The organism is Natrinema salaciae, assembly GCF_900110865.1.
Lineage (GTDB): Archaea > Halobacteriota > Halobacteria > Halobacteriales > Natrialbaceae > Natrinema > Natrinema salaciae.
Window position 1 is genome coordinate 699,870 of sequence record NZ_FOFD01000002.1, and the last position, 24,943, is coordinate 724,812.

22 protein-coding genes are annotated in these 24,943 nt (G+C 65.1%); 8 read left to right on the plus strand and 14 right to left on the minus strand.

All coding sequences use genetic code 11. The features are described from left to right. Positions 1-17: 17 nt before the first annotated feature. From aroA to BMX07_RS08720, 3 genes are all read right to left on the minus strand, one after another. Positions 18-1,322: a 3-phosphoshikimate 1-carboxyvinyltransferase gene (gene aroA, locus BMX07_RS08710; protein ID WP_090616856.1), complete on the minus strand. Its 1,305-nt coding sequence runs from the start codon at positions 1,320-1,322 to the stop codon at positions 18-20. Positions 1,323-1,510: 188 nt separating this feature from the next. Further along, a complete protein-coding gene (locus BMX07_RS08715; protein ID WP_090616859.1) occupies positions 1,511-1,873 on the minus strand; it encodes a hypothetical protein in 363 nt (120 codons plus the stop codon). A 351-nt stretch (positions 1,874-2,224) separates the two neighbouring features. Next, positions 2,225-3,370 carry a LolA family protein gene (locus tag BMX07_RS08720; RefSeq protein WP_090616861.1) on the minus strand — a complete coding sequence of 382 codons (1,146 nt, stop codon included), beginning with the start codon at positions 3,368-3,370 and terminating at the stop codon, positions 2,225-2,227. A gap of 102 nt (positions 3,371-3,472) precedes the next feature. Between BMX07_RS08720 and BMX07_RS08725 the strand changes: the two genes are divergently transcribed. Further along, positions 3,473-4,669: a M24 family metallopeptidase gene (locus BMX07_RS08725; protein ID WP_090616864.1), complete on the plus strand. Its 1,197-nt coding sequence runs from the start codon at positions 3,473-3,475 to the stop codon at positions 4,667-4,669. A 224-nt stretch (positions 4,670-4,893) separates the two neighbouring features. Here the strand turns inward: BMX07_RS08725 and BMX07_RS08730 are convergent, their stop codons facing one another. Beyond that, complete coding sequence (locus BMX07_RS08730) at positions 4,894-5,325, minus strand: cupredoxin domain-containing protein (protein WP_090616866.1); 432 nt, start codon at positions 5,323-5,325, stop codon at positions 4,894-4,896. Positions 5,326-5,442: 117 nt separating this feature from the next. Next, positions 5,443-6,459 carry an aldo/keto reductase gene (locus BMX07_RS08735; RefSeq protein ID WP_090616869.1) on the minus strand — a complete coding sequence of 339 codons (1,017 nt, stop codon included), beginning with the start codon at positions 6,457-6,459 and terminating at the stop codon, positions 5,443-5,445. 140 nt (positions 6,460-6,599) lie between these two features. Here BMX07_RS08735 and BMX07_RS08740 point away from each other — a divergent pair, with 140 nt between their 5' ends. Beyond that, positions 6,600-8,228 carry a potassium channel family protein gene (locus BMX07_RS08740; protein WP_090616871.1) on the plus strand — a complete coding sequence of 543 codons (1,629 nt, stop codon included), beginning with the start codon at positions 6,600-6,602 and terminating at the stop codon, positions 8,226-8,228. Between the two features lie 27 nt (positions 8,229-8,255). Here BMX07_RS08740 and BMX07_RS08745 read toward each other — a convergent pair whose 3' ends face one another. Beyond that, positions 8,256-9,212, minus strand: a complete 957-nt coding sequence (locus BMX07_RS08745) for a TIGR03557 family F420-dependent LLM class oxidoreductase (RefSeq protein WP_090616874.1) — start codon at positions 9,210-9,212, stop codon at positions 8,256-8,258. A 245-nt stretch (positions 9,213-9,457) separates the two neighbouring features. On the opposite strand from BMX07_RS08745, the gene BMX07_RS08750 reads away from it, so the two are divergent. The 5 genes from BMX07_RS08750 to BMX07_RS08770 all read left to right on the plus strand — a co-directional run bounded on the left by BMX07_RS08750 (position 9,458) and on the right by BMX07_RS08770 (position 15,194). Beyond that, the gene (locus BMX07_RS08750; RefSeq protein WP_090616876.1) at positions 9,458-10,438 is read left to right on the plus strand and encodes an ABC transporter ATP-binding protein; all 981 of its coding nucleotides are present in this window, start codon (positions 9,458-9,460) and stop codon (positions 10,436-10,438) included. Further along, positions 10,435-11,208, plus strand: coding sequence for an ABC transporter permease (locus BMX07_RS08755; protein ID WP_090616879.1), 774 nt, complete (start codon positions 10,435-10,437; stop codon positions 11,206-11,208). The genes BMX07_RS08750 and BMX07_RS08755 overlap by 4 nt, the downstream gene beginning before the upstream one ends. A 75-nt stretch (positions 11,209-11,283) precedes the next feature. Further along, positions 11,284-12,630, plus strand: coding sequence for a tRNA pseudouridine(13) synthase TruD (gene truD / locus BMX07_RS08760; RefSeq protein ID WP_090616881.1), 1,347 nt, complete (start codon positions 11,284-11,286; stop codon positions 12,628-12,630). 135 nt (positions 12,631-12,765) lie between these two features. After that, on the plus strand, positions 12,766-13,062 hold the full coding sequence (locus tag BMX07_RS08765; protein ID WP_090616883.1) for a hypothetical protein: 297 nt from the start codon (positions 12,766-12,768) through the stop codon (positions 13,060-13,062). 380 nt (positions 13,063-13,442) lie between these two features. Further along, positions 13,443-15,194 carry a carbamoyltransferase family protein gene (locus BMX07_RS08770; RefSeq protein WP_090616885.1) on the plus strand — a complete coding sequence of 584 codons (1,752 nt, stop codon included), beginning with the start codon at positions 13,443-13,445 and terminating at the stop codon, positions 15,192-15,194. Positions 15,195-15,396: 202 nt separating this feature from the next. Here BMX07_RS08770 and BMX07_RS24355 read toward each other — a convergent pair whose 3' ends face one another. The 3 genes from BMX07_RS24355 to BMX07_RS24360 all read right to left on the minus strand — a co-directional run bounded on the left by BMX07_RS24355 (position 15,397) and on the right by BMX07_RS24360 (position 20,286). Continuing rightward, on the minus strand, positions 15,397-15,555 hold the full coding sequence (locus tag BMX07_RS24355) for a hypothetical protein (RefSeq protein WP_175480096.1): 159 nt from the start codon (positions 15,553-15,555) through the stop codon (positions 15,397-15,399). Positions 15,556-15,648: 93 nt separating this feature from the next. Further along, positions 15,649-19,929 carry a hypothetical protein gene (locus BMX07_RS08775; RefSeq protein WP_090616886.1) on the minus strand — a complete coding sequence of 1,427 codons (4,281 nt, stop codon included), beginning with the start codon at positions 19,927-19,929 and terminating at the stop codon, positions 15,649-15,651. Between the two features lie 195 nt (positions 19,930-20,124). Then, a complete protein-coding gene (locus BMX07_RS24360; protein WP_175480097.1) occupies positions 20,125-20,286 on the minus strand; it encodes a hypothetical protein in 162 nt (53 codons plus the stop codon). Positions 20,287-20,343: 57 nt separating this feature from the next. Between BMX07_RS24360 and BMX07_RS08780 the strand changes: the two genes are divergently transcribed. Continuing rightward, positions 20,344-20,613: a hypothetical protein gene (locus BMX07_RS08780; RefSeq protein WP_090616888.1), complete on the plus strand. Its 270-nt coding sequence runs from the start codon at positions 20,344-20,346 to the stop codon at positions 20,611-20,613. 311 nt (positions 20,614-20,924) lie between these two features. Here the strand turns inward: BMX07_RS08780 and BMX07_RS08785 are convergent, their stop codons facing one another. The 5 genes from BMX07_RS08785 to BMX07_RS08815 all read right to left on the minus strand — a co-directional run bounded on the left by BMX07_RS08785 (position 20,925) and on the right by BMX07_RS08815 (position 24,642). After that, positions 20,925-21,329: a hypothetical protein gene (locus tag BMX07_RS08785; RefSeq protein ID WP_090616890.1), complete on the minus strand. Its 405-nt coding sequence runs from the start codon at positions 21,327-21,329 to the stop codon at positions 20,925-20,927. Between the two features lie 172 nt (positions 21,330-21,501). Next, positions 21,502-21,846, minus strand: coding sequence for a hypothetical protein (locus tag BMX07_RS08790; protein WP_245742077.1), 345 nt, complete (start codon positions 21,844-21,846; stop codon positions 21,502-21,504). Positions 21,847-21,862: 16 nt separating this feature from the next. After that, positions 21,863-22,240 carry a hypothetical protein gene (locus BMX07_RS08795; RefSeq protein ID WP_245742078.1) on the minus strand — a complete coding sequence of 126 codons (378 nt, stop codon included), beginning with the start codon at positions 22,238-22,240 and terminating at the stop codon, positions 21,863-21,865. 975 nt (positions 22,241-23,215) lie between these two features. Further along, positions 23,216-24,406, minus strand: a complete 1,191-nt coding sequence (locus tag BMX07_RS08810) for a hypothetical protein (protein ID WP_090616897.1) — start codon at positions 24,404-24,406, stop codon at positions 23,216-23,218. After that, positions 24,403-24,642 (minus strand): hypothetical protein, encoded by a 240-nt coding sequence (locus BMX07_RS08815; RefSeq protein WP_090616899.1) that lies wholly within the window; start codon positions 24,640-24,642, stop codon positions 24,403-24,405. Before BMX07_RS08815 ends, BMX07_RS08810 begins: the two co-directional genes overlap by 4 nt. Positions 24,643-24,943 lie beyond the last annotated feature (301 nt).

Consider the following 24,943-nt stretch of genomic DNA (forward strand, 5'->3'; position numbering starts at 1 on the left):
CCGCCGGCGCACCGTCGCTATTGCTCGTCGTCGCGCTCGAGCGAGACGCCCAGCTCCTCGAGCAGGCCGAAGAAGCCCGGGAACGAGACATCGACGTGGTCGGCACCCTCGATGGTGGTCTCGCCGTCGGCGACCAGCCCCGCGAGCGCGAGCGCCATGATGATTCGGTGATCGGCCCGGCCCCGAACGGTCGCCCCCTCGAGCGTCGATTGGCTGCCGTGGATCGTCAGCGAGTCGCGTTCTTCGGTCGTTTCGACCCCCATCTTTCCCAGTTCCTCGGCCATCGCGCTCACGCGGTCGGTCTCCTTGTACCGGACGTGTTCGGCGTTCGTGATCCGCGTGTCGCCGTCCGCGACCGCGCCGAGGGTCGCGATCGTCGGGAGGAGATCCGGCGTGTCCGCCACGTCGACCTCGACGCCTTCGAGCGGCGACTTCGAGACGTCGATCGTGCCCGCCTCTCGATCCCAGTCGACCGCGGCACCCATCCGCTCGACGATGTCGACGATGGCGCTGTCGCCCTGCGCGCTCGGGTGTGCGCCTTCGATCCGGACGCCATCGCCCTCGTCGCCGGCGATCGCACCGGCCGCCAGCGGGTAGGAGATCGAGGAGAAGTCGCCCGGAACCGCGTACTCGCCATCCGCGGGCGCGTAGGACTGTCCCCCGTCGACGGCGAACCCGCCCTCCGTCTTCCGGGCCTCGACGCCGAAATCCGCGAGGACCTCGAGCGTGATGTCGACGTACGGGGCGGACTTGAGATCCGTCTCGAGGTCGATCGCGATCCCCTCGTCGGTGACCGCACCGGCCATCAGCAGGGCGGTGATGTACTGCGAGGAGACGTCGCCCGGAATGGCCACCTCGCCGCCAGCGAGGGGACCGGTGACGACCAGCGGGGCCTGCCCGTTTCCGCGAGTGCTGTACGCCTCGGCCTCGAGATCGGACAGGGCCTCGAGCAGCGGGCCCTGCGGCCGCGACCGCAGCGACTCGTCCCCGGTCAGCACCACAGTGCCGTCGGCCAGCGCTGCCGCTGCGGTGACGAGGCGCATCGTCGTCCCGCTGTTCCCGCAGTCGATGACGTCCGCCGGAACGTCGGGCCGGCCGTCGAACCCGTCGATCTCGAGGGTACCGTCCTCGGCTCGGTCGACGTCGCCGCCGAACAGTTCGACCGCTCGCGCGGTCGCCTGCGTATCCGCGCTCCAGAGCGCGTCGCGAACGGTCGCCTCGTCGGCGTAGCCGGCCGCGAGGATCGCCCGATGCGTGTAACTCTTCGATGGCGGTGCTCGCGCCGTCCCCGCGACGCTCGAGGGCGTGATCGTGACGTTCATGCTCGACGTGTCGCACGGTCCGCCTATGACGGTACCGGTTGCCGACGTTTGCTGGAGCCAGTTCCGACTCGCGGAACCGATCGAGATCGGTACCGAATCGAGCGATAAAAGACGATGGAATCGACGGCTCTGCGGCGATCGGTGGTCCTCGTTAGGAACGAGGATGGTGTTTGGCTTTGCGGTGGCCGTCAGAAGATGCTCACATCGACGGCGTCGTCCGTATAACTCTCGTTGACCGACGCGCTAGTGTTCTCGTACGTCAGGTGAATGTCCGCATCGTGGCTGACGACGCCTTGCAGTTCGATGGTTTCGCCCTCGAAGTTCCAGTTAGACCATTCGAACTCTCCGCTCTCAGTATTGATCGTGACGTCGTCCTGATCTTCGAAATCGATCTGGACCTGGTAGTCGCCCTGATCCGCACCGGGCACGCTGATATAGATATCTCCGCTCGAGGCGGCGGCAGCGGAACCGACACTGCCGAGCGCGCCGATGGCAGCTGTCGCAGCGATACCTTTCTTTACGACTTCGCGTCGAGTATTCTTCGACGACATTGCAGTTTCTACGACTACGGGATAGACAATGAATGTTAGCAATGGTGATTTTGATGCTCGATTGCCAAAAGTAATTATATTCGGTTGGTGCCGTCCCCACTATCGTAGCCACTGAGAATCACTACACTCCGACTCGAACGGCGACGTCGCGATGAGCGTGCCAATCGTTTCAGTGGCCACGACAGCGTGTCGGCAGTGCGATCGCGGTCGAACGGACGGAGGCCTCGGTTTACCGGTCTCGACACCCGGAACCGTCGCTCGTCACTCGCCGTCGGCTGAAACGCCGAGTGACTCGCAGAGAGACCCGTGGCTGTCTATCAGGACAGCAATGTCCGTCCGGTTGGGAAGCCGTCAGCGACAATCGATCGACGAGGCGATCTCGAAGAGCGGCGTGTCTTCTCTCAGGCTCGAGACCTCGTAGGACAGGTCCGCACAGTTCCAGAAGATGGTCTGGACCCCTTCGTCCCGACGGTACGCGGTTCGTCCGTCGAGATCGATTTGCTCGAGATCCGGTGACGTCGAGCTAAACCGCTGGGACTCCCGGACGGCCACGTAGAGTTCGCGTGCGATCACGTTCGGATCGTTGTACCACAGTGTCGTGGTCGTCCCCCCGTACCGGTCGCCCCGCTCGACGACGGTGATCCGATCCAGTACGTACGCGTCCGCCACGTCCGGTGCCGGCAGTTCGTACGGGAGGTTCTCCTCGGCGGCCGATCGGGAGTCGAAGATGCCGTCGGGCTGGGGGCCATCGGTGACGACGGTCGCGTCCGCCGGCGGCAGGTAGGTAAACGTGTCCTCGGCGAGCCCCTCGTCGATCGAGAGGTCTGCGTACGTGACGGTCACCTCGTAGCGCGTCTCCCCGTCCTCGATGATCGCGTTTCGCTCCTTGATCGGATACCGATACTCGTCGTCGATCCAGACGGTTCGAGTCACCGACAGCGCCTCGCGGTCGTCGCTCGCCTCCAGCGGAATGACGAACTCCGTGTCCCCGACGACGAGATCGAGCGATCGATCGACGTCCTCGACCGGCGGTCGCGTCTCGATGACGTGGGCCCTGCGACCGTCGACGGCCTCCGTTCCCTCGTAGCCGAGCCGAGACGCCGACTGCAGTTTCTCGAGCTCGCGTTTCGTTCCGTCGCTGTCGACCTTGTTCGGATGATACTTCCTGTCTGCAACCTCCGTCGCGGGGTTGTACTCCCAGGTCGTCGTCCGGTTCGTCACGATGACCGAGCCGGCTGGGACGTCCGGATCGGTCGACTCGACGACCTCGATACGCTGTTTGGCCGGCGGCTCTCGAGCGATCTCTGCGACACGCTCGAACGCGTCATCGGTGGTTTCGACTCGCATGGTTCGCTGCGCTTCGAGGTCGGTCATGTGCTGCCGTCTCTCGATCGCGTCCTGGATGAGTGCTTCGCTCGAGGGGGTGTCGTCCGTGTAGCTCACGCAGCCAGCGAGTGCGACTGCGGCCCCCGTTGCCAGAACCCGGCGACGATGCATACGCGGGAGATATTCATACCCATTGATAAGTTTGTGGGTTCGAATCGAGCCGGAACGGACCGAATCCCCGGGATTATGTACGCCGATATCACACGTCCGTCTATGAACGTCGACGTGGACCTCTCCCCGCTTCGCGAGTATCTCTCGGTCGAGAACGTAGACGGCTATCTGATCGATGACGACGCCGCGGATTCGGACCAGCGATACGTCTCCGGCTTCACCGCGCCCGACCCCTACCAGACGCTGGTGACCCGGGACGGCGTCCACCTGCTCGTCTCGGGCCTCGAGTACGGTCGCGCCAGTTCCGAGGCCACCGCGGATTCCGTCACCCGACGAGCCGCGTACGACTACCAGCGACTGGTGGCGGACCACGGCCAGTACGAGGGAACGATCCGCATGCTCGCGGCCTTCCTCGAGGACCACGACGTCGCGTCGGTCGCCGTTCCGCGGAACTTCCCGACAGGGACCGCAGACGGGCTCCGCGAGCACGGCCTCGCGGTGACGGTCGAACCCGACGGGATCGTGACGGACATCCGCGCGACGAAAACGGACTGGGAGATCGACCAGATTCGGGCGAGCCAGCGGGCCAACGAGGCCGCGATGGCCAGAGCGGAGGAGTTGATCGCAACCGCGGACGTCGAGGACGGAGTCCTCGTCCGCGACGGCGAGCCGCTCACCAGCGAGGACGTCACAGAGGAGATCGAGGTTACCTTGCTCCGCCACGGCTGTGCGCTCGACGAGACCATCGTCGCCTGCGGAGCCGACGGCGCTGACCCGCACGACCGCGGCAGCGGCCCGCTCGAGCCCGACGAGTTGATCGTGATCGACATCTTCCCCCGGGACAAGGAGACGGGCTACTTCGCGGACATGACCCGGACGTTCGCTCGCGGGGAGCCCGGCGACGAGGCCCGGCGGCGCTACGACGTCACGCGGGAGGCCTACGAAGCCGCCCTCGAGACGGTCGCGGCGGGCGTGACGGGAGCCGACGTTCACGACGCGGCCTGCGACGTGATCGAAGACGCGGGCTACGAGACGCTCCGGAGCGATCCGAACGCCGAGACGGGATTCATCCACAGCACCGGTCACGGCGTCGGCCTCGACATCCACGAGGAGCCGAGCGTCTCGCCCGCCGGCGGCGAACTCCAGGCCGGCCACGTGATCTCGATCGAACCCGGCATCTACGACCCCGCGGTTGGCGGCGTCCGCATCGAGGACCTCGTGGCCGTCACCGAAGACGGCTACGAGAACCTGACGGCGTACCGGATCGGACTCGAGCCGACGGCCGGCGGTCGACAGTAACGTGGGAAGGACGGGTGAATCGGGTCCCGTCGGAGACAGGGAGACGACCTGCATCCGCGTGCGAAATCGTTCTCAGTACCCAGCGGTGGGTGGAGAAAAATACCAGCCGGTTGGCACAGCCCGGTGTCTCCCTGCACGACCGTTGTACTATCCCAACCGCAGTCGGGATTCCTCCGCCTTCAGGCGGAGGAGACTGTCAATCGCCCGCGTCGTCGCCACTGCCGCTATTCGACTTGAATATCGGCGACCATCGTGTTCGGGTGGACCTCGCAGATGTAGGTGACCATCTCGCTGCTGGCCTCGAACTCGAGCCACTGGTCTTCGGGTTCGGTGACCCGCTCGGTCACGAGATCGTCGACGACCTCGTCGTTTTCGTCGTAGATCGCGATGTTGTGTTCGGCGCCGTCGCCGGTCGTCCAGCCCATCTCGTAGGTTGCTCCCTCCTGGAGGATGAGCGTCGGGTTCTCCTCGTCAGCGATCGCGTCGGGCGCGATACCGAGCCAGCCGGCCGTCTGCCCGTCGAACTCGATCTGTGTGTCGGGCTCGATCTCGATACCGCCATCGCCACCGCCGTTCCCGCCGTCCCCACCGTTACCGTCGCCACTGCAGCCGGCGATGAACGCGATCGACGCCGCGGCACCTGTTAGCTCGAGCATCCGCCGTCGGGACACGCCCCTCTCTTGTGTCATCACGTTCGCTTCGGGCCCAACAGCAATAAGCAGAGAGACAAATCCGACTGACTGGGAACGTCGCTCCAGCGACGAGCGACCGGCTCAGCGATAGCCGCCGTCGCCCGCGCCGCGAGCCGCGTCGATCCGCTCGAACTGCTCGGCGGAAAGCTCGAGGTCGACCGCGCCGACGTTCTCCTCGAGCTGAGCGGGCGTTCGCGCGCCGACGATCGGCACGCAGGTGACCCGCTCGTGCTCCATCAGCCAGCGCAGCGAGACCTGTGCCGGCGTGGCGTCGACCTGATCGGCGACGGACTCGACGGCCTCGAGCACCTCCCAGGCGGTCTCGCTGGTGTAGCGGTCCGCGAACACGTCGGTGAGGCTGCCGCGAGCGCCGTCGGGCCCGACGACGGTGCCGTCGTCCGCTCGCTCGTACTTCCCGGTGAGGAAGCCGCCGGCCAACGGCGAGTACGGGCAGACGGCAATCTCCTGGTCCGCACAGACGTCGAGGTAGTCGCTCACGTCGTCCGTGTCGGCGGCGTTGAACATCGGCTGAGTGACGTCGAACCGCTCGAGCCCCTCGACGTCGCTGGTCCACAGTGCCTTGGTGAGCTTCCAGGCGGCCATGCTCGAGGCACCCAGGTAGTGGACTTTTCCCTCGCGGACGAGTTCCGTGAGCGTCCGCATCGTCTCCCGGATCGGCGTGTTCTCGTCCCAGCGGTGGATGTAGTAGAGGTCGAGATAGTCGGTGCCCAGCCGCTCGAGGGTGCCCTCGATCTGGGCCCGGATGTGCTTGCGCCCGAGTCCGGAGTCGTTCGGCCCGGGCTCGCCGCGGCCGTTGAACGGGAAGTAGACCTTCGAGGCGAGGACGAGATCCTCGCGGTGGTGGCCCCGGTCAGCGAGCCACTCGCCGATCCACCGTTCGCTCGTGCCGTTGGGATCGCCGTAGACGTTCGCGGTGTCGATGAAGTTGACGCCGTGATCCCAGCAGGCGTCGAGGAGGTCGTGGGCCTCCTCGCGGTCGGTCTCGACGGTCCCGTCGCTCTCCTTTCCGAAGCGCCAGGTGCCGAAACAGAGCTTCGATACTGCCGTGCCCGTATTACCGAGCGTCGTGTACTCCATGGAAGCCGGTTCAGTGTCGAGGGTCAAAACGAGTCGGGAAGCGGCGATCGCCCGACGGTGGTCAGTCCGTGAGGCTCTCGAAGCCGTCTATTCGGTCGAAGTTCCGAAGCTACAAACCGTTCGATAGTCACGTACGGATAATGAATCACTGGTGGCGGCGGATCGTCCGTTCGCTGGTCGCCGTTCTCGCCCTCGTACTCATCTACGCGTGGCTCTATCAGCAGGGAATGGCCACGTTCGAAGGTGAGACGAGGACGTACGCGAAGGCGATCCAAGCCGTCATCGAGATACTGACGACGGCCGGCTTCGGCGGCGACGCGGACGACTGGCAGAGTACCCCCATGAACCTGATGGTCGTCGCGATGAACCTCACGGGCGTCCTGCTCGTCTTCCTCGCGCTGCCGCTGATCGTCGTCCCGCTCTTTCAGCAGGCCCTCGAGGATCGGCCCCCGGAGTCGACCGACCTCACCAACCACGTCGTCATCTGCTCGTACACGCCGCGATCCGACGTGCTTGCACAGGAACTCGAGGCCGCGGACGTGCCCTACGTCTTCCTCGACGACGACGCCGAACTCGTCGTCGATCTCAACAAGGAGGGGACCAACGCGATCTACGGCGAACTCGATCAGGAGGAGACGCTGCGCGCGGCGAACGCCGAGCACGCCAGTGCGCTCGTCACCGACATCGACGACGAGACGAACGCGATGGTGATCCTGACAGCGCGCGAGCTCTCGAGCGACCTCGAAATCGTCAGCGTCGTCGAGGACGACGAGGTCGCGAGCTACCACCGCTACGCCGGGGCCGACGAGATCGTCCGGCCGCGGCACGTACTCGGACGGAGCCTCGCGACGAAGGCGACGACGACCGTCTCGGCCGAGCTACGGGACACGATCGAGCTCAGCGAAGACCTCACGGTGACCGAACTGCTCGTCCAGGAACACAGCGACCTCGTCGGGCAGACGATCCCGGAATCGGGCATCCGGGACCGGATGGGAATCACCGTCATCGGCGCGTGGTTCAACGGCGAGTTCGTCCCCGTTCCCGGCACCGAAAACGTGATCGACGGCAACACGATCCTGCTCGTCGCGGGGCGTCGCGACGACCTCACGGAGCTGAAATCGCGGACGGTATCGGCGCTGCGGCACAACCCGGACCGCGTCGTCGTCGGCGGCTACGGCGTCGTCGGACGAACTGCAGTCGAGACCCTGGCGTCCGGGGGCGTCTCGACCTGCGTCGTCGACCTCGCGGACGAACCGGGGGTCGACGTCGTCGGCGACGTCACCGACGAAGCGGTGCTCGAGACCGCCGACGTCGACGACTCCCGGGCGGTCATTCTCACCCTCGACGACGACGCGACGACGATCTACGCGACGCTGGTCCTCAAGCAGGTCGCGCCCGGCGTCGAAATCATCGCGCGAGCGAACGAGACCGAGAACATTCCGAAGTTCTACCGGGCCGGAGCCGAGTACGTCCTGTCGTTGTCGACGGTGACGGGCCGGATGCTCGGCTCCATCCTGATCGAGGACGAAGAGATCCTCACGCCCGAGACCCAGTTCGAACTCGTCCGAACGACCGCCCCCCAGATCGCCGGCCGGAGCCTCGGCGACGTGGATCTTCGAGCCCGGACGGGGTGTACCGTCGTCGCGGTCGAACGCGGCGGAGACCTGCTGACCGACCTCGGCCCGGAGTTCGTCGTCCGCGAGGAGGACATGCTGATCGTCGCGGGGAGCGACGAGGCGATCAACCAGTTCGTCACGCTCGCGTGCTAAGGCGGGCGGTTCGAGACCGTCGCGGGCTCACGCGAACGACGGCAGCACGTCTTCCTCGTAGAACTCGATCGCCTTCTCCTGTTCCGGACCGATCTGGTGGAAATAGACGTGGTCGTAGCCGGCGTCGACCGCCCGCTCGATGCTGTCGATGTGGGCCTGTGGGTCCGGACTCGTCGTCGTCCCGGCCTCGGCGATGTCCGCTTCCTCGACCAGCTGTGCGGCCTGCTCGAAGTGGGCCGGCGTCGGGAGCTCCTGCCCGAGTTCGCCCGGAATCGAGCCGTTGGGCCACTGCTCGAGGATCGTCTCGATCGCCTCCTCCTCGCTGTCGGCGTAGCAGCCGTGGAGTTGGGTGTATTTGGGCCCCTCGCCGCCGGCGTCCTCGTAGGCCTCGACCGGCTTCGCTTTCGGCCCGGAACACCAGAGTCCGTCGGCGGTCCCGGCGACCCACTGCGCCGTCTGCGGGCCGAACGCGCTCCCGATCGTCGTCGGCTGCTCGTCGGGGACGGTGTAGAGCCGCGCGTTTTCGACGGTGTAGTACTCGCCGTGGTGACTCGTCGTCTCGCCCGTCCAGAGGGAGCGCATCACGTCCATCGCCTCGTCCAACATCTCGAGGCGGACGTCGTGCTCGGGCCACCGTTCCCCGGTCACGTGTTCGTTCAGGTTCTCGCCCGTGCCGACGCCGAACGTGAACCGGTCGCCGACCATCTCGTCGACGGTGGCGACCGCGTGGGCGACGTTGACCGGATGGATCCGGATCGTCGGACAGGTAACGCCGATACCGACCTCGATCTCGTCGGTCACCGTCGCGATCCCGCCGAGCGTCGACCAGACGAACGGCGACTCCCCCTGCGCCGAGACCCACGGGTGGAAGTGATCGGAAATCGAGAGAAAGTCGAAGCCGGCGTCTTCGGCGCGGCGAGCGATGTCGACGAGTTCGTTCGGGCCGTGCTCCTCGCTCGAGAGGGTGTATCCGAGGTCCGTCATTCCCGCCTCGATACCACGAACCGGCGGGTAACGGTTGAGCCTGCGAAGGCAACGCGATTCTCACCCGCTTCGTCCGCTCCGAATCGCGATGCGAATCGTGCGAGATCGATGGCTTCGCAACCCGCGCGAGCGGTGCTTCGCACCGTGAGCAGACGGCGTGGTGCGTCGTGAGCACGCGACGCAAGCGAGCCCGCCCGGCTGCGAGAATCGAACCCCTTACCCGCGATGCGCGGAAACCGATCCGTATGGAAGCCGTAGTCGAAGCGACGGATCTCGAGAAACGCTACGGCGAGACGACGGCGCTCTCGGGGGCGTCGGTATCCGTCGAGCCCGGCGAGGTCTTCTCGCTGATCGGTCCGAACGGGGCGGGAAAGACGACGCTCGTCCGTGCGTTGACCGGAACGACCGAACCCGACGGGGGCAGGGCGCGGATCCTCGGCGAGTCGCCGTCGGCCGTCGATCGCGGTCGCCTCGGCGTCCTCCCGCAGGAGTTCTCGCCGCCGGCCCGACTCAGTGCCCGCGAACTGCTGGTGTACTACGCCGGACTCTACGACGACGCGCGCGATCCCGACGACGTCCTTGCAGACGTCGGCCTCGTCGACGCCGGCGACACCTGGTACGAGGACCTCTCGGGCGGCCAGCAGCGGCGCGTCTGTGTCGGCTCCGCGCTGGTCAACGACCCCGATCTCCTCTTTCTCGACGAGCCGACGACCGGCATCGACCCCGCCGGACGGCGCACCGTCTGGCGACTGATCGAGGACCTCGCCGACGGCGGGACGACAGTCGTCCTCACGACCCACGACATGGCCGAAGCCGAACGGCTCGCCGACCGCGTCGGGCTGCTCGCCGACGGAACCATCGTCGCCCAGGGCACTCCCGAGGCGCTCGTCCGCGACCACGGCGGCTCGAGCCGCCTGACGGTCGAGACGGCGGCCGATCCCGACGTCTTCGCCGACCTCGAGTACGCCGTCGAACGCCCGGATCGCGGCCGCGGCCGAACGGTGGACGATGCGGTCGTCGTTCGGGACATCGACCCCGCCGCGATCGGCGCGGTGGTCGACTATCTCGAGGCACGTGACATCGGGTACACGGGGCTCTCGTGGGCCGAACCCGACCTCGAGGACGTCTATCTCACGCTGGCCGACGTGGCGGAACGCGAGCGAACCGATCGCCTGGAGCGCGGAGCCGACGAGTCCGACCTCGCGCGGGCGGGTGAGACCGCATGAGCCGGATGGGGCGCGTGCGAGCGGAAACGAGCGCCGGCTGGCGGTCGTTCGTCCGTCGGCGGACGGCGGTCTTTTTCACGTTCTTCTTCCCTGTGATTCTGATCGTCATCTTCGGGGCGCTGATTCGGACGGATCCGACGGGGGAGGGATTGTTCACGGAGCCGGCCGCCTACTACGTGCCGGGCTATCTCGCCGTCGTCGTTCTCTTCACCCCGCTGTCGCGGATGGGGAGCGAGGTGGCGCGCCACCGGGAAGGGAGTCGCTTCGAGAAGCTCGCGACGACGCCCCTCACTCGGGCGGAGTGGTTGCTGGCCCAGACCGTCGTGAACGCGGCGATCATCGGACTGGCGAGCCTGCTCATCCTCGGGCTGGTGGTCCTGCTGACGGGCGCCGAGATCGCGTTCTCGGCGCTGCTGGTGCCGTACGTCCTCGTCGGCGTCGTCTGCTTCTGCGGCGTCGGCGCGATGCTCGGCAGCTACACCGATTCCCAGGACGGCGCGGTCGCCGCCAGCAACGCGATCGGGCTGCCCCTGCTCTTCCTCTCGGAGACGTTCGTCTCGCTCTCGCAACTGCCGGGCTGGTTCGAACCGCTCGTGAACCTCTCGCCGCTGACCTACTTCGCACGCGGCGTGCGGGCCGCGACCTACTCGGGCGCGGAGACGCCCGCGATCGCCGGCGTCGAGCCCGCGATCGCGAACCTCGGGATCCTCGCCGCGCTCGCCGTCGTCGCGTTCGCGCTGGGCGCGCAGTCCATTCCGCGGACGGACTGACGGCGGAGCGGCTCGAGCGATCGACCGCGAGAACGAACCGATTTACGCCCGGCACTCGAACCGTCGGCAACCAGCATGCGCCCAGCCCACCCCACCGAGCAGGCCGTCGGTATGGAACACTACGTCAGCGAGACCGACGGCGTCGGCGGCCGCCTCCGCGAGGACGACGATCACTTCCGGGTGCGCGAACTCGAGCGCTTCGACACGGAGCCGATCGACGCGCCGACGGACGCCTACCCGCACCTCGTCGTCCGCGCGACGCTTCGAGGGTGGGACACGAACGATTTCGCCTCGCGACTCTCGGACGCGCTCGGGTGCTCCCGCGAACGGGTCAACTGGGCCGGAACGAAGGACAAGTACGCCGTGACGACCCAGCTGTTCTCCGTCTACGGGGCCGATCCCGCGGACCTGCCCGAGATCGACGGTGTCGAGATCGAGGTCGTCGGCCGCGCCGGTCGTTCGCTCGAGTTCGGGGATCTCGCGGGCAACGCGTTCGAACTCGTGGTCAGCGATCCCGAACGGCCCGAAAACGCCGTGGCGATCACCGACGAGCTGCGCGCGTTCGGCGGGCTCGAAGACGGCGAATCGACCGTCTCGATCGGCGTTCCCAACTTCTTCGGGCAGCAGCGCTTCGGGAGCCGTCGCCCGGTCACGCACGAGGTCGGCCTCGCGATCGCCCGCGGTGACTGGGAGGGGGCGGTGATGGCCTACCTCGGGAATCCGACCGACGCGGAGCCCGAGTCGACGCAGGAAGCACGCGCGTTCGTCGAGGAGACCCGCGACTGGCAGGCGGCCCTCGAGCGGGTCCCGAACCGTCTCCGCTACGAACGGTCGATGATCCACGCGCTCGCCGAACGCGACGGCGACCCCGGGCCCGAGGCGTTCCGCGCTGCGCTCGAGCGCGTGCCCTCGAACCTCCAGCGGCTGTTCGTCCACGCCGCCCAGTCGTACGCGTTCAACCTGATGCTCTCCGAACGGCTCGAGCGCGGACTGCCGTTCGACCGGCCCGTCGCGGGCGACGTGGTCTGTTTCTCGGATACCGACGCTCCCGCGGGCCTCGAACTCCCCGACACTGATCGGCTCCAGCGCGTCGACGAGCGCCGGCTCGATTCGGTGACCCGCCACTGCGAGCGGGGCCGAGCGTTCGTCACCGCCCCGCTGGTCGGCACCGAGACGGAATTGGCCGACGGCGAGCAGGGCGAGATCGAACGCGACGTCCTCGACGATCTCGGCCTGTCGCCCGCGGACTTCGACCTCCCCGGCGAGTTCGGGTCGACCGGTACTCGACGAGCGATGCTCCTCCGGACGGATCTGCGACTCGAGGCCGAGCCGCTGTCGCTCGCGTTCGCGCTGCCGAAGGGGTCGTACGCGACGGTGGTCTGTCGGGAGTACCTGAAGGTCGATCCGGTCGCCCTCGGCTGAACGCGGTTCGTCTCGGCGATATCGAACCTGTGCCGTCCGCCAGCCGTCGAAATACGTATCCGCTCGTCCCGAATATCGGGGAACCGAGATGAGCGACGCGACGCACTTCGACGCGACGGAATCGAGGGTTCGACGATGATCGGCACGGACGAGAACCGCGAGATAGTCGAGTGGCGGAAAACGACCGAGGACGGGCAGACGGTGTACGTAATCGAGTACAGCGAACCCGTTCCGGAGCCGGCGGGCCGATCGAAGACGCCGTTCGGTGCGAGCAGCGGCGGAACCGTTCCGGCCCGGACGCAGTACGTTCAGCTACCGGACGGGGAGCGGATTCCCGCGACGGAAGCGGCGTTCGACGCCGAGGGAACCACGCTTCGAGTCCGCCACCGGCCGTCGGTACTGGACCGCATCCGGCGATACCTCCCCTGGTGACCGGCGTCCGCCGCCCGTTTGCGACGTCCCGTCGGTTCGAGAGCGGCCAGCCGCGACCGCGGCGAGCGACCGACGCGGCCGACGCGGCCGACGGTATTGGCTCACGGATGCGAGGAAAAGTCAGAATTCGTGCCATTATTCAGAGCTGATAGTTATGTGCATTGGAAATGTCTTCGCGCGTCGAACCGGCCGTTCGTCGCTCGACGGGTCGAGTCGGTGGTCTCCCTCAGACGCCACTCGAGTGGGTTTCGCGGCCGAAAACTGGTACAGACCTCGGACGCGTCGCGGGAGCGCAGACGAACTGGTCGAAGCGCAGAGTACTGGCCTGACGTACAATTTTCACAAAACTTACTTTATAGAAGAATATACTCACCTAATACATGGGCTATGTACTTTCATTTAAGCCGTCTATAGGGCTTTACGGACAACACGATCCGAGTGCTGCTCTCTTCGCCGACGGCGAGCTCCGCTTTGCGGTCGAAGAAGAACGACTGAGCCGTGATAAACACGCCACGGATACCTTTCCGGAGCGAGCGATCCGTGCCTGTCTCGAGCACGAGGGGCTCGCACTCGCCGACCTCGAGAAGATCGTGTTGCCGTACGATCCGCGACTCCGAACGAAGATCCGCGGTCACTATCTGCGGAAGACGCTCCAGCACGACGGCGTCCTCCAGACGCTCTCACACCTGCGAAACGTGGTCAGAGACGAAGTCGTCGCTCGGTACCTGCCGACACACGACGTCGAATCGCGACTCGAGCGGATCGGGACGCCACTCCCGCCGATCGAGTGTCGCTCGCACCACGCCTGCCACGCGGTGAGCGCGTTTCACCCGTCGACGTTCGACGAGGCGCTGCTCCTCACCATCGACGCGAAAGGCGAGTACGATTCGACCGTCGTCTGGCACGCGACTCCCGACGGACTCACTCGACTGCGAACCTACGAACACCCGAACAGCTGGGGGCTGTTCTACGCCGCGATCACGGAGTATCTCGGCTACCGAATGTTCAACGGGGAAGGGAAAGTGATGGGGCTCGCTCCCTACGGCGAGGACGATCCGGAGATCGAACGCCGCCTCCGAAACGCTATCGACACCGGCGTCGAGTACGACGTCACGGCGCTCACCGGCCGATGGGGGACGGAGTACGGTGTGCGCACGCTCGAGGAGCTGTTCGATCGGCCGCGCTCGACCGCGACCGACGAGTTCGACCGGTTCGAGAAGAACCTCGCGCACACCGCACAGACGCTGCTCGAGGAGTCCGTCACGGCGATCGTCGACGAATACATCGATCGGGTCGGAACCGGTGCCGTCGGACTCGCGGGCGGCGTCGCGCTGAACTGCAAGCTGAACAAGACCGTGCGCGAACTGCCAGCCGTCGACGACGTCTTCGTCCAGCCGGTCGCTCACGACGCCGGCCTCGCGCTCGGGGGCGGCTGGATCGATCAGCGCCCGGATCGAGTCGAGCCGATGACGGACGTCTATCTGGGTCCCGAGTACGACACCGACGCGATCCGGTCGCTCCTCGAGATGAACAAGATCGACTACGCCGAACCGGACGATCTGGAACGGTCCGTCGCCGAGTTACTCGCGAACGGGGCGCTGGTCGGCTGGTTCCAGGGTCGACTCGAACTGGGGCCGCGAGCGCTCGGCAATCGGAGCATCCTCGCGGATCCGCGAACCGACGCCTCCCGCGATCGGGTCAACCGATTCGTCAAGCATCGCGAGGAGTGGCGTCCGTTCGCCCCGTCGATGCTCGAATCCGCCGCCGACGACTACCTGGAAGACGCGGCCGAGTCGCCGTACATGATCGACACGTTCGACGTCGCTCCGGAACGCCGCGACGACGTGAGCGCCATCCTCCATCCAGCAGACGATACCACCCGACCCCAGACCGTTCGCGAGGAACAGAACCCGCGGTACTACCGACTGCTCCGGGAGTTCGAGGAGATCACCGACGTCCCCGTCCTCCTCAACACGTCGTTCAACGACCACGGCGAACCGATCGTCAACACGCCGCTCGAGGCGCTCAAGGACTTCTACGGGATGGGCCTCGACGCGCTCGTCCTCGAGGATCTCGTGGTGACGAAAGACGAGTCTGCACTGAACGGGACGGAGCCGACTCCGGTTCGCTGACACGGTGCGAGCGGAATCACACCCCTGAAGCGGCGGGGAGACGAGTCCCGGAACCGGTTCCGGGCACAGCGTCGCGCGGTCTGGTGTCCCTCACGCGTTCGCGGAAGCGGGACGCCACATCACCGTGATACAGGGAGAACGCCCACGGCTCCAGTCGTGAGACGAATCCCGTGAGCGTCATCCAGTGTAACACTGCGGTGAGCTATTCCGAGTTCCGAGCAAGGTCACCAACGTCGCGTTCGGCGAGCAGTTCACACCACGCGACGACGTCGTCGTCGGTCGGTGTGGCGGGATCGACCGTGTCTCGAAGGGACTCGACTCGTTGTTCTGGATCGTCGGGTTCGTCTGCGTGATCGGTCACGGTGTCTCGCGAACGCAGACGTGCGTCGGTTGCTATCGTTCGGTTCTGTCGGCCGCCGAGCGGTCGTTTACGCGATACGTCAACGCAGCACGTTCACCGATCCTCCCGTTCCGGTGGGTTACTGCCGCGTCCGCCGTCGGTGTTCGAGACCGGCTCACCGTCGGGGAAATCGGGTTCGTCGCTTCCCTCGACCTCGAACAAGTCGTTCGCGAGCGTCTCGTATCCTGTTCTCCGGAGACCGTGGTCGATGCGGATCACGTAGTCGCCCGGGTTTTTGACGTTGACCGACGACAACGTGTCGGCGGTTCGTGAAACCGTTCGTCCCAGAGCGCCATCAGCGCGGAGCAGCTCCGCGTCGCCCGCTGCCTGGAGCGACTCGCTCACGGCCTCGATGCACGCTTCGATCCGTCTCCTGGGACCGTGTCTCTTTGCACCCTCCACGACCACGTCGGCGTAGAGGCCTTCCAGGAACGCCGCCGGATCGTCGACGTACGGCCCCCTCGTGAACTCTCGGAGCTCCGCATCGAGTCGTCGACGCCACTCGTCGCCACCGTGTTGAGCCGCGTCGAAGATCGCCCGAACGTACACGGCGGCGACGAACTCGGCTGGCTGCTCCGGCGTTTCCTTCGTCGCCGTCGCTTCGATCCGGGTGCTGACGAGCTCGAACCACTCCGCCGTCTCGGAGACGTCGGTGTGCGTTCGACCGACCTGCGAGAGCGCCTCGGCGTAGACCCGCTTGAAGATGTCTGCCCGCTCGAGTTCGATCCACTCGAGCGAGAACGCTTCCTGGAGGACTGCCAGGACCTCGGTCACCCCGAACCGGACCTCCTCGGCCGGAGCGTCGGCGGCGAGTGCAAGTGCACCGCCAAACACCGAGGCCACGTACGTGACCGGATGCGGTGGATTGTCTGGAGCGGCCGCGGCTGCCTGAATCTGGGACAGCACTGCCTCGACCAACCGTTCGTGTGTCCGTTCGCCGACGTCCGTCCGGGTCAACACTGCCGCCAGAATCTCGGCGTCGGTCGACGCGAACGCCTCGAACCAGTCCACCGTGTCGGGCCCGTCGATGGACTCGCGACTGGTCCGTAGCGACTGGACGAGCACCGTGATCCACTCCTGGGCGCGACTCGAGTCCCCGTCAGTCGCCCAGTTGACGGCGGCTTCGCCGTACACGTCCGCGAGGAACTGAACCGGATCGTCGACCGAATCGGTCGTGGTCGCCCGTGCCTCGATGCGATCCGTGAGGCCGGCGTACCAGGTATGCTCCTCGCGTGGCGTCACTCCATCGTCCGAATCGGCGTCGAAGCCCTGAACGTGTGTCGAGAGCGTCTCACGGTAGATCTCGGTCAGATATTGCGTTCTCTCCGCAGTGGATGCGTCCACCGCGACCCCCCGCGTCACTGCGGCGTCGTATCGCTCCATCCAGTCCTCGAAGCCGAGGGAGTCATCGAACGGGATCGTGTCCCTCCCGTACGGGTAACTGCTGACCGCGTCGGGATCGTCCTGCTCGACGTCGCCAAAGGAGGCGAGCGCGTTCGCATGCAGGGCTGCTCGGCGTTGCTGTTCTGTCTCGAACTGTCCCGACTCCGCGATCGTATCGACGAGCCGGTGACACGTCGAAAACAACAGTTCCGCTCGCTCGAGTTCGCCCAGTTGGACGATCGTCCGAACGGCGTGCCCGTACCCGTCGAGGACGAACGTTTCAGGATCGTGGTCGAGGTCGAACGCTGTCGCTGTGTGGCACATGCTCCGGCCGACGGCGTCGAAGAAGGAGCCGACGTCCTCGTCCGGACAGCCGTGCTCGAACAGCCACAGACCGATCCCTGCGACGTAGAACTCCGTGAGCGTCATCCGCTGAACCTCCCGATCGATGATGATCTGGACTGCCTCCCTGGCACGGGACTCGATATCGGCTACCCAGGCCGACAGTTCCTCGGGAGAACACTCGATACCTGCGACTGCCCCGAGCATAGACGCGAAACTGCTCCCGAGGACGCCCATCGTGTAGCGATCGTTGGGGCTCATTGCGTGCTGGCGAACGCGGGAGACGATGGTGGTGATGCCGCCGTTCGCCGCCGCCGGATCGTCAGCCCGTCGGACGATTCGGCCGACCGCACCCCCGTAAACGAAGTGGAGCGGAAACTGCCACCCGTCATCCGAGACCATCTCGTGGAGTGCCTGGTCGACACACTCGATCGCACCGTGGTTCACCCTCGAGCCGTCCGGCGGCTGTGCGAGCCGAGCCAGTGCGCCCGTGAAGGCGGTGGCAAACGGTTCCACGTCGCCACCGACCGACTCCCGTCCGTGCGGGGCGGCGGTTTCGTTCGTGACCTCGAGCACGCCGCGTGCGACCGCGTGGACCCACTCGTCGGTCCTCGGGTTCGCTCGTGCGACGGCTGCGATCGCAGTTCCGTAGACCTCGCCCCGATACAGGAGGGACTCGTCGGAGTCGGCGGTTCGATTTCGCCCGACGTCCGCTACGAGGTCGTCGATGAACGAGAGCCACTGCTCGGCCGCGGCTGGCCCGTGCGTCGTCGAGATGACGTCGACGGCCTCGGCGACGACGGTGCCGACGAACTCGCCGTCCAGGGCGTGATCCGGTACTCCCGCGATCGCTGCCAGCGTGCTCTGATCCGTCACCGACTCGACGTCGATCGACCGGCGAGACGGCGACTGGATCTCGTTCCAGCCGATCGCATCGAGCAGGTCGCGAGCGACGGTCGCCGGCTCTCGGTCGATATCGGCGATCGATTCGGCGACCGAGAACTCGACGCGGTCGGTCCAGGCCGCCAATTCGTCACAGCCCGCCCGTTCGGCGACGTCCTCGAGTCGTGCGCGATTGGTGTCGTCACAGATGAGCACCGCGCCCGCACAACTCCCGTCGTCGACCCACTCGGGAAGTGCTCGAACGCCGTCGTCGCCGTTGATAGCCGCAGGCTCGGCACCGTACGTCGCGACGACGACCGCGTTCGGCGTTGCCTCGATCCCCGTCCGAACGTGATCGGGACGCGTGAGAACGGGAAGGGTAACGGTCGCTCCCCAGTCGGCGAGTTCCGAGGCGAGGGACGCGGCCAGTTGTCGTTTCCCGCTCGCTTTGGGACCGGAGAGAACGACAAGCCCCCCGTCGAGTGCCTCGAGGAGTTCGTCTCCGTCGACGAGCGATCTCCAGTCCGGATCAGTCTCGTCGTCGGTGCCCTCGAGCTCCCGGATCGGGGTCGGCAGTTCACGCTCGGCTGCGGCATCGTGCAACGCTTGCGGACCGTCCCAGTGCCAGGCACCGACGAGTGGGGAGGTGCCGTACTCCTCGGGTCCCATCGACATCGTTTCGAACGAGGGACCCGCCGAGTGGAGCGCGTCCACTGCCTGCCCGATCACGTCACGTGCTGCGTCGACCACCGACTCCTCGTCGGCGTCGTCAGCGAGCCGGTCGCGGATCAGTGCTCGCGCGGGATCGTCAGCGAACACGCGGAGGTGATCGACCGTTCCTGGCGGAAGATCGAGGGCGATTTCCAGTCCCTCGGCGGTTGTGGGGAGTACCCGATATCGAGCGAGGGGCTCGAGCCAGTCTGCATCGTCCGCCAGTCCAACGGTGACCAGCGCTACCGCAGCGAGGACCGCTGGCGAGCGTTCGTGAGGCCGTTGACTCGGGAGGCCACCGCTCGGGACGAGCCGCGAGACGGCGTCCGCAAACGCCTCGCTGAACGGTCCGACCGAGACGTCACGGTCTCCGAACGCTCGCCCGACGTCGTCAGGGAAGAGCACCTCCGCAGTGTCGTATTTCGAGAGGGAGAGAAACGCTGCCGGCGTGACTGTCGCATCGTACCATCCCAGGTGTTGCTGCAGCTCCGGGGTGTCGAAGTAGTATGGCGGATACCTGGCCTGCTCCAGCACGGCCGCTCGCTCGTCGTCTCGTAGTCCGGGCGGACTTCGCTTGTTGAGACGCTGTCGAACAGCGTCGACTGCGGCTGCGGCACCGGTCGGTGGTGTTCGGACCAGCAAAACGGTGTCGACCGTCTCGATGAAACTCCCAGAGACGCCGTGGTCGCTCCGACAGAGCCAGTCGAAGCTCCGTGGACGGGTGACGAGCACCGCACCACCCGATCTGGAAAACAGCGATTTCTCACCGTACTCGTACGTATAACTCGAGAGGGGTTCGTCCTCGAGGTCGAACACCGCGGAGACGAAGTCCTCGACGATCACGGGTTCCTGATCGTCGACGGCGGTGGTCTCGGGCAACTGTTCGACGGACTGACACAGCGGTTGCAGGTGCCGTGACGTTCCGATACCGGGTGCACTGAGTACGAGGGTCACCCCACCCGACTCGACAGCGTCTGCCAGTTCGTCAGGTATGACTTCCTGAATACGGGATGTCATGAGTTCACTTCAACCAACTCCGTCGGCGAACGAATACGAGAGAACGACAACGGCGGTTGACTATGTTCGAATATATTCGCACTTAATATAATAGTTTCTACCGCGAGTGGTTCCCGTCACAGTCAGACGGACGCTCCCGTCCACTGCCGTCGGTGCGCATCGGTGGGCGGCGAAGATGTCCTCCGTGCGGATCAATCAGGATTCGACGGTACAGCCCCTCTCGGCGTTGTCGTGATACTCGCTGTCCTCACAGACATCGTCGTTTACGACGGTGAGGCTCGGTGGATACCGCATCGTGGTCGGTGGTCCGCTCTCGAGCGGATTGACGGAGGCCGACATTCCTGCGTCACTCGGCATCGTGTTTCACTGTCGTCATTCACAGCTGATTTCGTGGCTCGCTGCGTTTGGATACCAATGAACGTCCTCGACAGCGAGTCCTACTCCTACGTGCTGGTTGACGACGATGGCGAGTGGATCCTCACCTTTCTGCTGGGTGGGCCAGTTGAACGTGACGTGTCTGTCGCGTTGACCGACGACGAGGTGACAGCGATAGCGGAGGGAGACCGGTCAACTGGCGACATCGTGGAGCAGTTCCGCGACGATCCGGCGGCGTACGAGGGGCGACGAGTGCACCCGCCCGTCCGGCCTCGGCGTGATAGTGAAGCGCCCGACTCGGATTCCTGAGCGGAGCGGGAGTCTCGAGACAGAGCGTCTGCAGCCTTCAGCGTCGTTCTGATACTCAGCGCGGTCGTCATCGGGGACGAGCGCGCCGTCGGCCTGGAGAGACACGTACTCGCCACCCTCGAGGGCACGAAACGATTCACATACCGATCGCACCGCTGTCGTGCGATCAGGTGTGTAATGACGTTCAGTTGTTACGATAGCTACAGAACGTCTGTCAGTTCCGCTGCGCTCGTATCGGGCCACTTCCGTACTCGATTCCAACGACCTTTCATAGCACCCGTACGGAAGGAAATCAAAATAAGACCGCTTGCTCAGAGGTTGCTTTCGAGCGACGAGACGATGGACTCCGTACGTTTGTCGACTTTGTTCATATTGGTGCACGGTTCTTTGTCCACCGTGAGGACTCCGTCTTCGTAGCCGATGTCGCCGGTCATGCCCGTCTCGTTTTTGAACACCACCGTTTCGAGGCTCTCCTGTAGCGCTTCACGCCCCAGTTCGTCGCTACAGATTGACTCGATTGCATCGATCGTCGGCTGGAAGTACACTTTGGACCATCCTTCGAACCAGAGGTCTTCATTGACGTTCACGTCGGTCAGCGATTCCCAGTCAACGTCAAGGTCTACCTCGAAACCGGCTGCATCATCCATCGATTCTTTCAGTGGGGGCATTTCGTTCTCCTCGAACTCCTTTACTTTCCGGCGATCGCTTAGATCCATTAATTTTTCACCTACTAAGTAGCTAAACTATGGGTACTTAATATTACGTATTCGTCTTCCGTATTCTCGGCCACCAATGCTATCGATAGCCGAGGCGAACTCGACGCTCGAGGGCCAGTGGGTAACGGTCCATCCCAGTCGTGACCCCGACGACTCTGACTCGAATGCTTGATCAGTGGTTCTCGGTGACGAGTGTGCCACGTTCGGTCACCGCTTCGAGAAACTCGGTCTCTGAAAGGTCGGCGAGCGATCCGCGTGGAGACAGTAATTCGACGAGCCATTCGGCGTCACAGTCGTGGAGAAACGCCTCCCACTCCGAGAGATCGAACTCGTCGAAGCCGTAGGACGCGCCACCGAGTCCGTGGCCCTTCCCTTGCCACAACCGTATCTCCCGGGCGTCGAAGGAAATTCTGAGTTCTTTCGGCCAATCAGTCCCGTGGGGCGTGTCGGGATCCGGGTCGCCACTCGAGAGAACGTAGTCGGTGTCCATCGTATCGGATTCGGGTTCGTCGTTCATAGGAATTGATACGCTGTCATACGTCGTCTCGGTGCAGTCGCCGAAATTCTTCGACTGATTCACAGTCGTGTTCGTCCAGCCGTGTGACCCAGCCACCGAATTTGTATCGGCGCCAGCACTGCTGGCCGTCGATGAAGACGGGATTGTCACCGATGTCAGCTACCACCGCACTATCGATGGGGTCGTCGGACTCTCGTTGTAGATACGCCCGTCCAGTGGCTGGCTCTTCATCGGAACTGGTCACTGCCCCTGCGTCACAGGCTTGACAGACGAGGTTTGCATATGTGCTTGCAAACTCGACATCGTACACCTCGAAGTGATTTTCACAGAGTGCACAGACCGTCTGGGGTTCACCCGGCGGAAATGCCACCATCTCTATGATGTGTGCCGTCACCACTGAAATAAAGCCTCGCTTCTGCAGCGCAGGTACTGCAGCAGATCGCTCCGATCGGTCTCTACGATCGGTTCGACGATGAAAATTCGAATTCGACGTTCGGAGTCCGGTCGAGTTCGACAAGTGTGCTCGTCGCCAGCATCCGTGCGCGCGGTCCAGGCAGGCCTGACGGAGCATCAGTCCGAATACGTCTGCGTCCATACCGTCGTCATGCCGGCGTTCCACGACCGCTTTGGCGGTGATACTTCGACTGTTCACTCCGACATCGAGGACGATGTCGGTGACCGGCCGAATCGCCTCGGGATGTGCTGTTGCAACGTGACATAGTGTCCACCCGGTATTGCTCGAGACGGTCACGTCGGATTCTCGCTCAGCGATCTCGAGCACGACACCAAGTGGTCGCGAACACCGCTAGGATACGTGCTGGCCGCCGCAGAGAGGAAGCGAATCGACGATAGCAGTGAGTTGTCCAGTGGTTCAGGGACCTGGTGAGAGCGTCCCGTCACGACAGCGTTTCCATGCGGAACCCTTACTATACGTGGGCGAATCGCTCGATTCAATCGAGGAACGCCGAAACCGATGTGGCTTGAATGGGCTGACTCCAGTATCGAGTACGTCGAAGACCCGGCACGAAGCCCCATTGAAGTCGAAATCGAGGGAACGAGACACTCGATCGAGCCGGGAGCCCGATGGCACTCGAGGAGGTGGACCACCATCCAGCTGACGCCAGTCCGGGTGCGATTCCGTCGGCACTCGGGCTGCCCGTGGACGAGTTCGACGGGTCACCGGTGTATCGCGGTAGCGAGACCGGTCTGGAATTGTCCTCCGCGGACCTCGGTGCTGAACCCGAGAGGAGACTCGCCATCCGCTCCTCGGAGAAGTGCAATACGGTCGGTACGCATACAAACTCGAGGCCGTGCTGTATCTCGACCGGCCGTCGAGTGACTGAGATCGGAATCCGGGGCCACATATCGGCTACGATAGGTATCCGATCCAGGTCTGCCGGTGTTCGGGTAACTTCGAGCGGTCGTGTTCGTTGTACACGACGAAGAGTCCGTCCAGAACCGGAACGAGGACGTCCGCGTCGGCGTACCGACCGGCGACGGGGTGGCCATCGGGACTGGTGGGAACGCCAGATCCGTCGTCGTTCGGATGCGTGAGTTCGGGTTCGGGGGTTGCGCCCGGAGGGCGGACCACGAAACGAAAGTCCCGAAGCCCCCCGTCACCGTCGAATCGGACGAGCCACGGGAGGGAACAGCCGTCGAACAGCGTCGTTCCGGAGAGCACGTAGCCGTCGTCGAGTGCGACGGCGTCCTGCCCGAAGTTACTCCTGTTTGGGAGGCCCAACGATCGGTCGAGCAGGATCTCGCCACGGGTATCGATCACGAGTATCCGTGCCTGATTCGCCGTCGATCCTTCCCACGCTTTGCCGGCGACGACGCTGTCTCCGTCTCGATGGCTGGGGGCGATGCTCTCGAGCGTATCGCTGCTGCCAGTCTCGGCGTAGTAGTACCGGCTCCGTTCCACAGTTCCGTCGCCGGCGATCCAGACGACGCGTGAGCCGCCGACGAACCGGAGTGTCCCCGTCCTGCCCGCGACGAGCGACAGGCAGTCGTTGCCGTAGTAGCTCTCGCGCCAGCGTTCCGTCCCGTCATCGAGATCGGCGGCGAGCACCCAGTCTCTGGTCCCGTAGACCCGCTCCCAGGAATCGGGGGTTCGCCTGGTGTACTCGCCGGTGTGGCCACCCGCGACGACACCGCCCGGTATCGCGACCACTGTCTCGAATCCGTCACCGACGCCGTTCGGATAGTCCCGTTCCCAGCGACGGTCGCCGCTGGCCGTGAACGACGCCAGCCAGGCCGGTGTCTCCTCGTCCGAGCGGTCCGTGTCGGAGCCGACTGTTACACCGGCGGCGACTGGTCCCGCCGGTGTCGCTGTGACGGCCGTCGGGCGTCGTTGATCGCTCCAGGAGTACTCCCAGCTGACGGCCCCAGTCGCGTCGATCCGCGTGAGGAAGCCACCCGTGCCATCGCCGCGTCTCGCTCCAGCTTCGTACCGGCCGACGACGTACAGACCGCCGTGGCCCGTCGATGCTGCGTCCGTGACGACGCGCTCGCGTTCGGCACCGAGTCGCTGCCACCATCGCACCGTCACATCCCGTCTCATCGTTCTGCGCCCCCGGCCCTCCCGTTCCGGGCAGCAGTACGGAGCGACCGTCTCTCCTCGTTGTCGGGATAGTTGTCGGCCAGCGTCTCGAGACGGCCGAGATCGGGCTGTACCCTCTCGATATCGTCCGCGTTAGACGCCTCCTTGACGGCACTGCGGACGTTCCTGGCGAGCGGAGACGGACTGTCGTCGGGTGCGGTATCCTCGAACGGCTGCCCCGAGTCGCCGTCGTTCATTACGAGTGATAACGCACGGAAGTTAATAAATAATACCAATCCGTCCACCTTGGAGAACGGTAGTTGGTGCGGACGGAGGGGCCGTCGGTACTCGTCGATCGGCGCAGAGACGTTTATTGTCCCGTTCAGCGAGGCTGGACTGTCGCCTTCCGCTGGGTGCTCGAGGTCGCCGACGCGGGCGCAGCCAGCGGATTCGGCGGTATCGTCGACACCCCATCGGAGGCCGGAGCCGGCCGACGCGCGGTGATTTCTTCGTTCGCCACGGTCCGCAGTTCCAGTCGTCTCTCCCGGCGGAGACAGC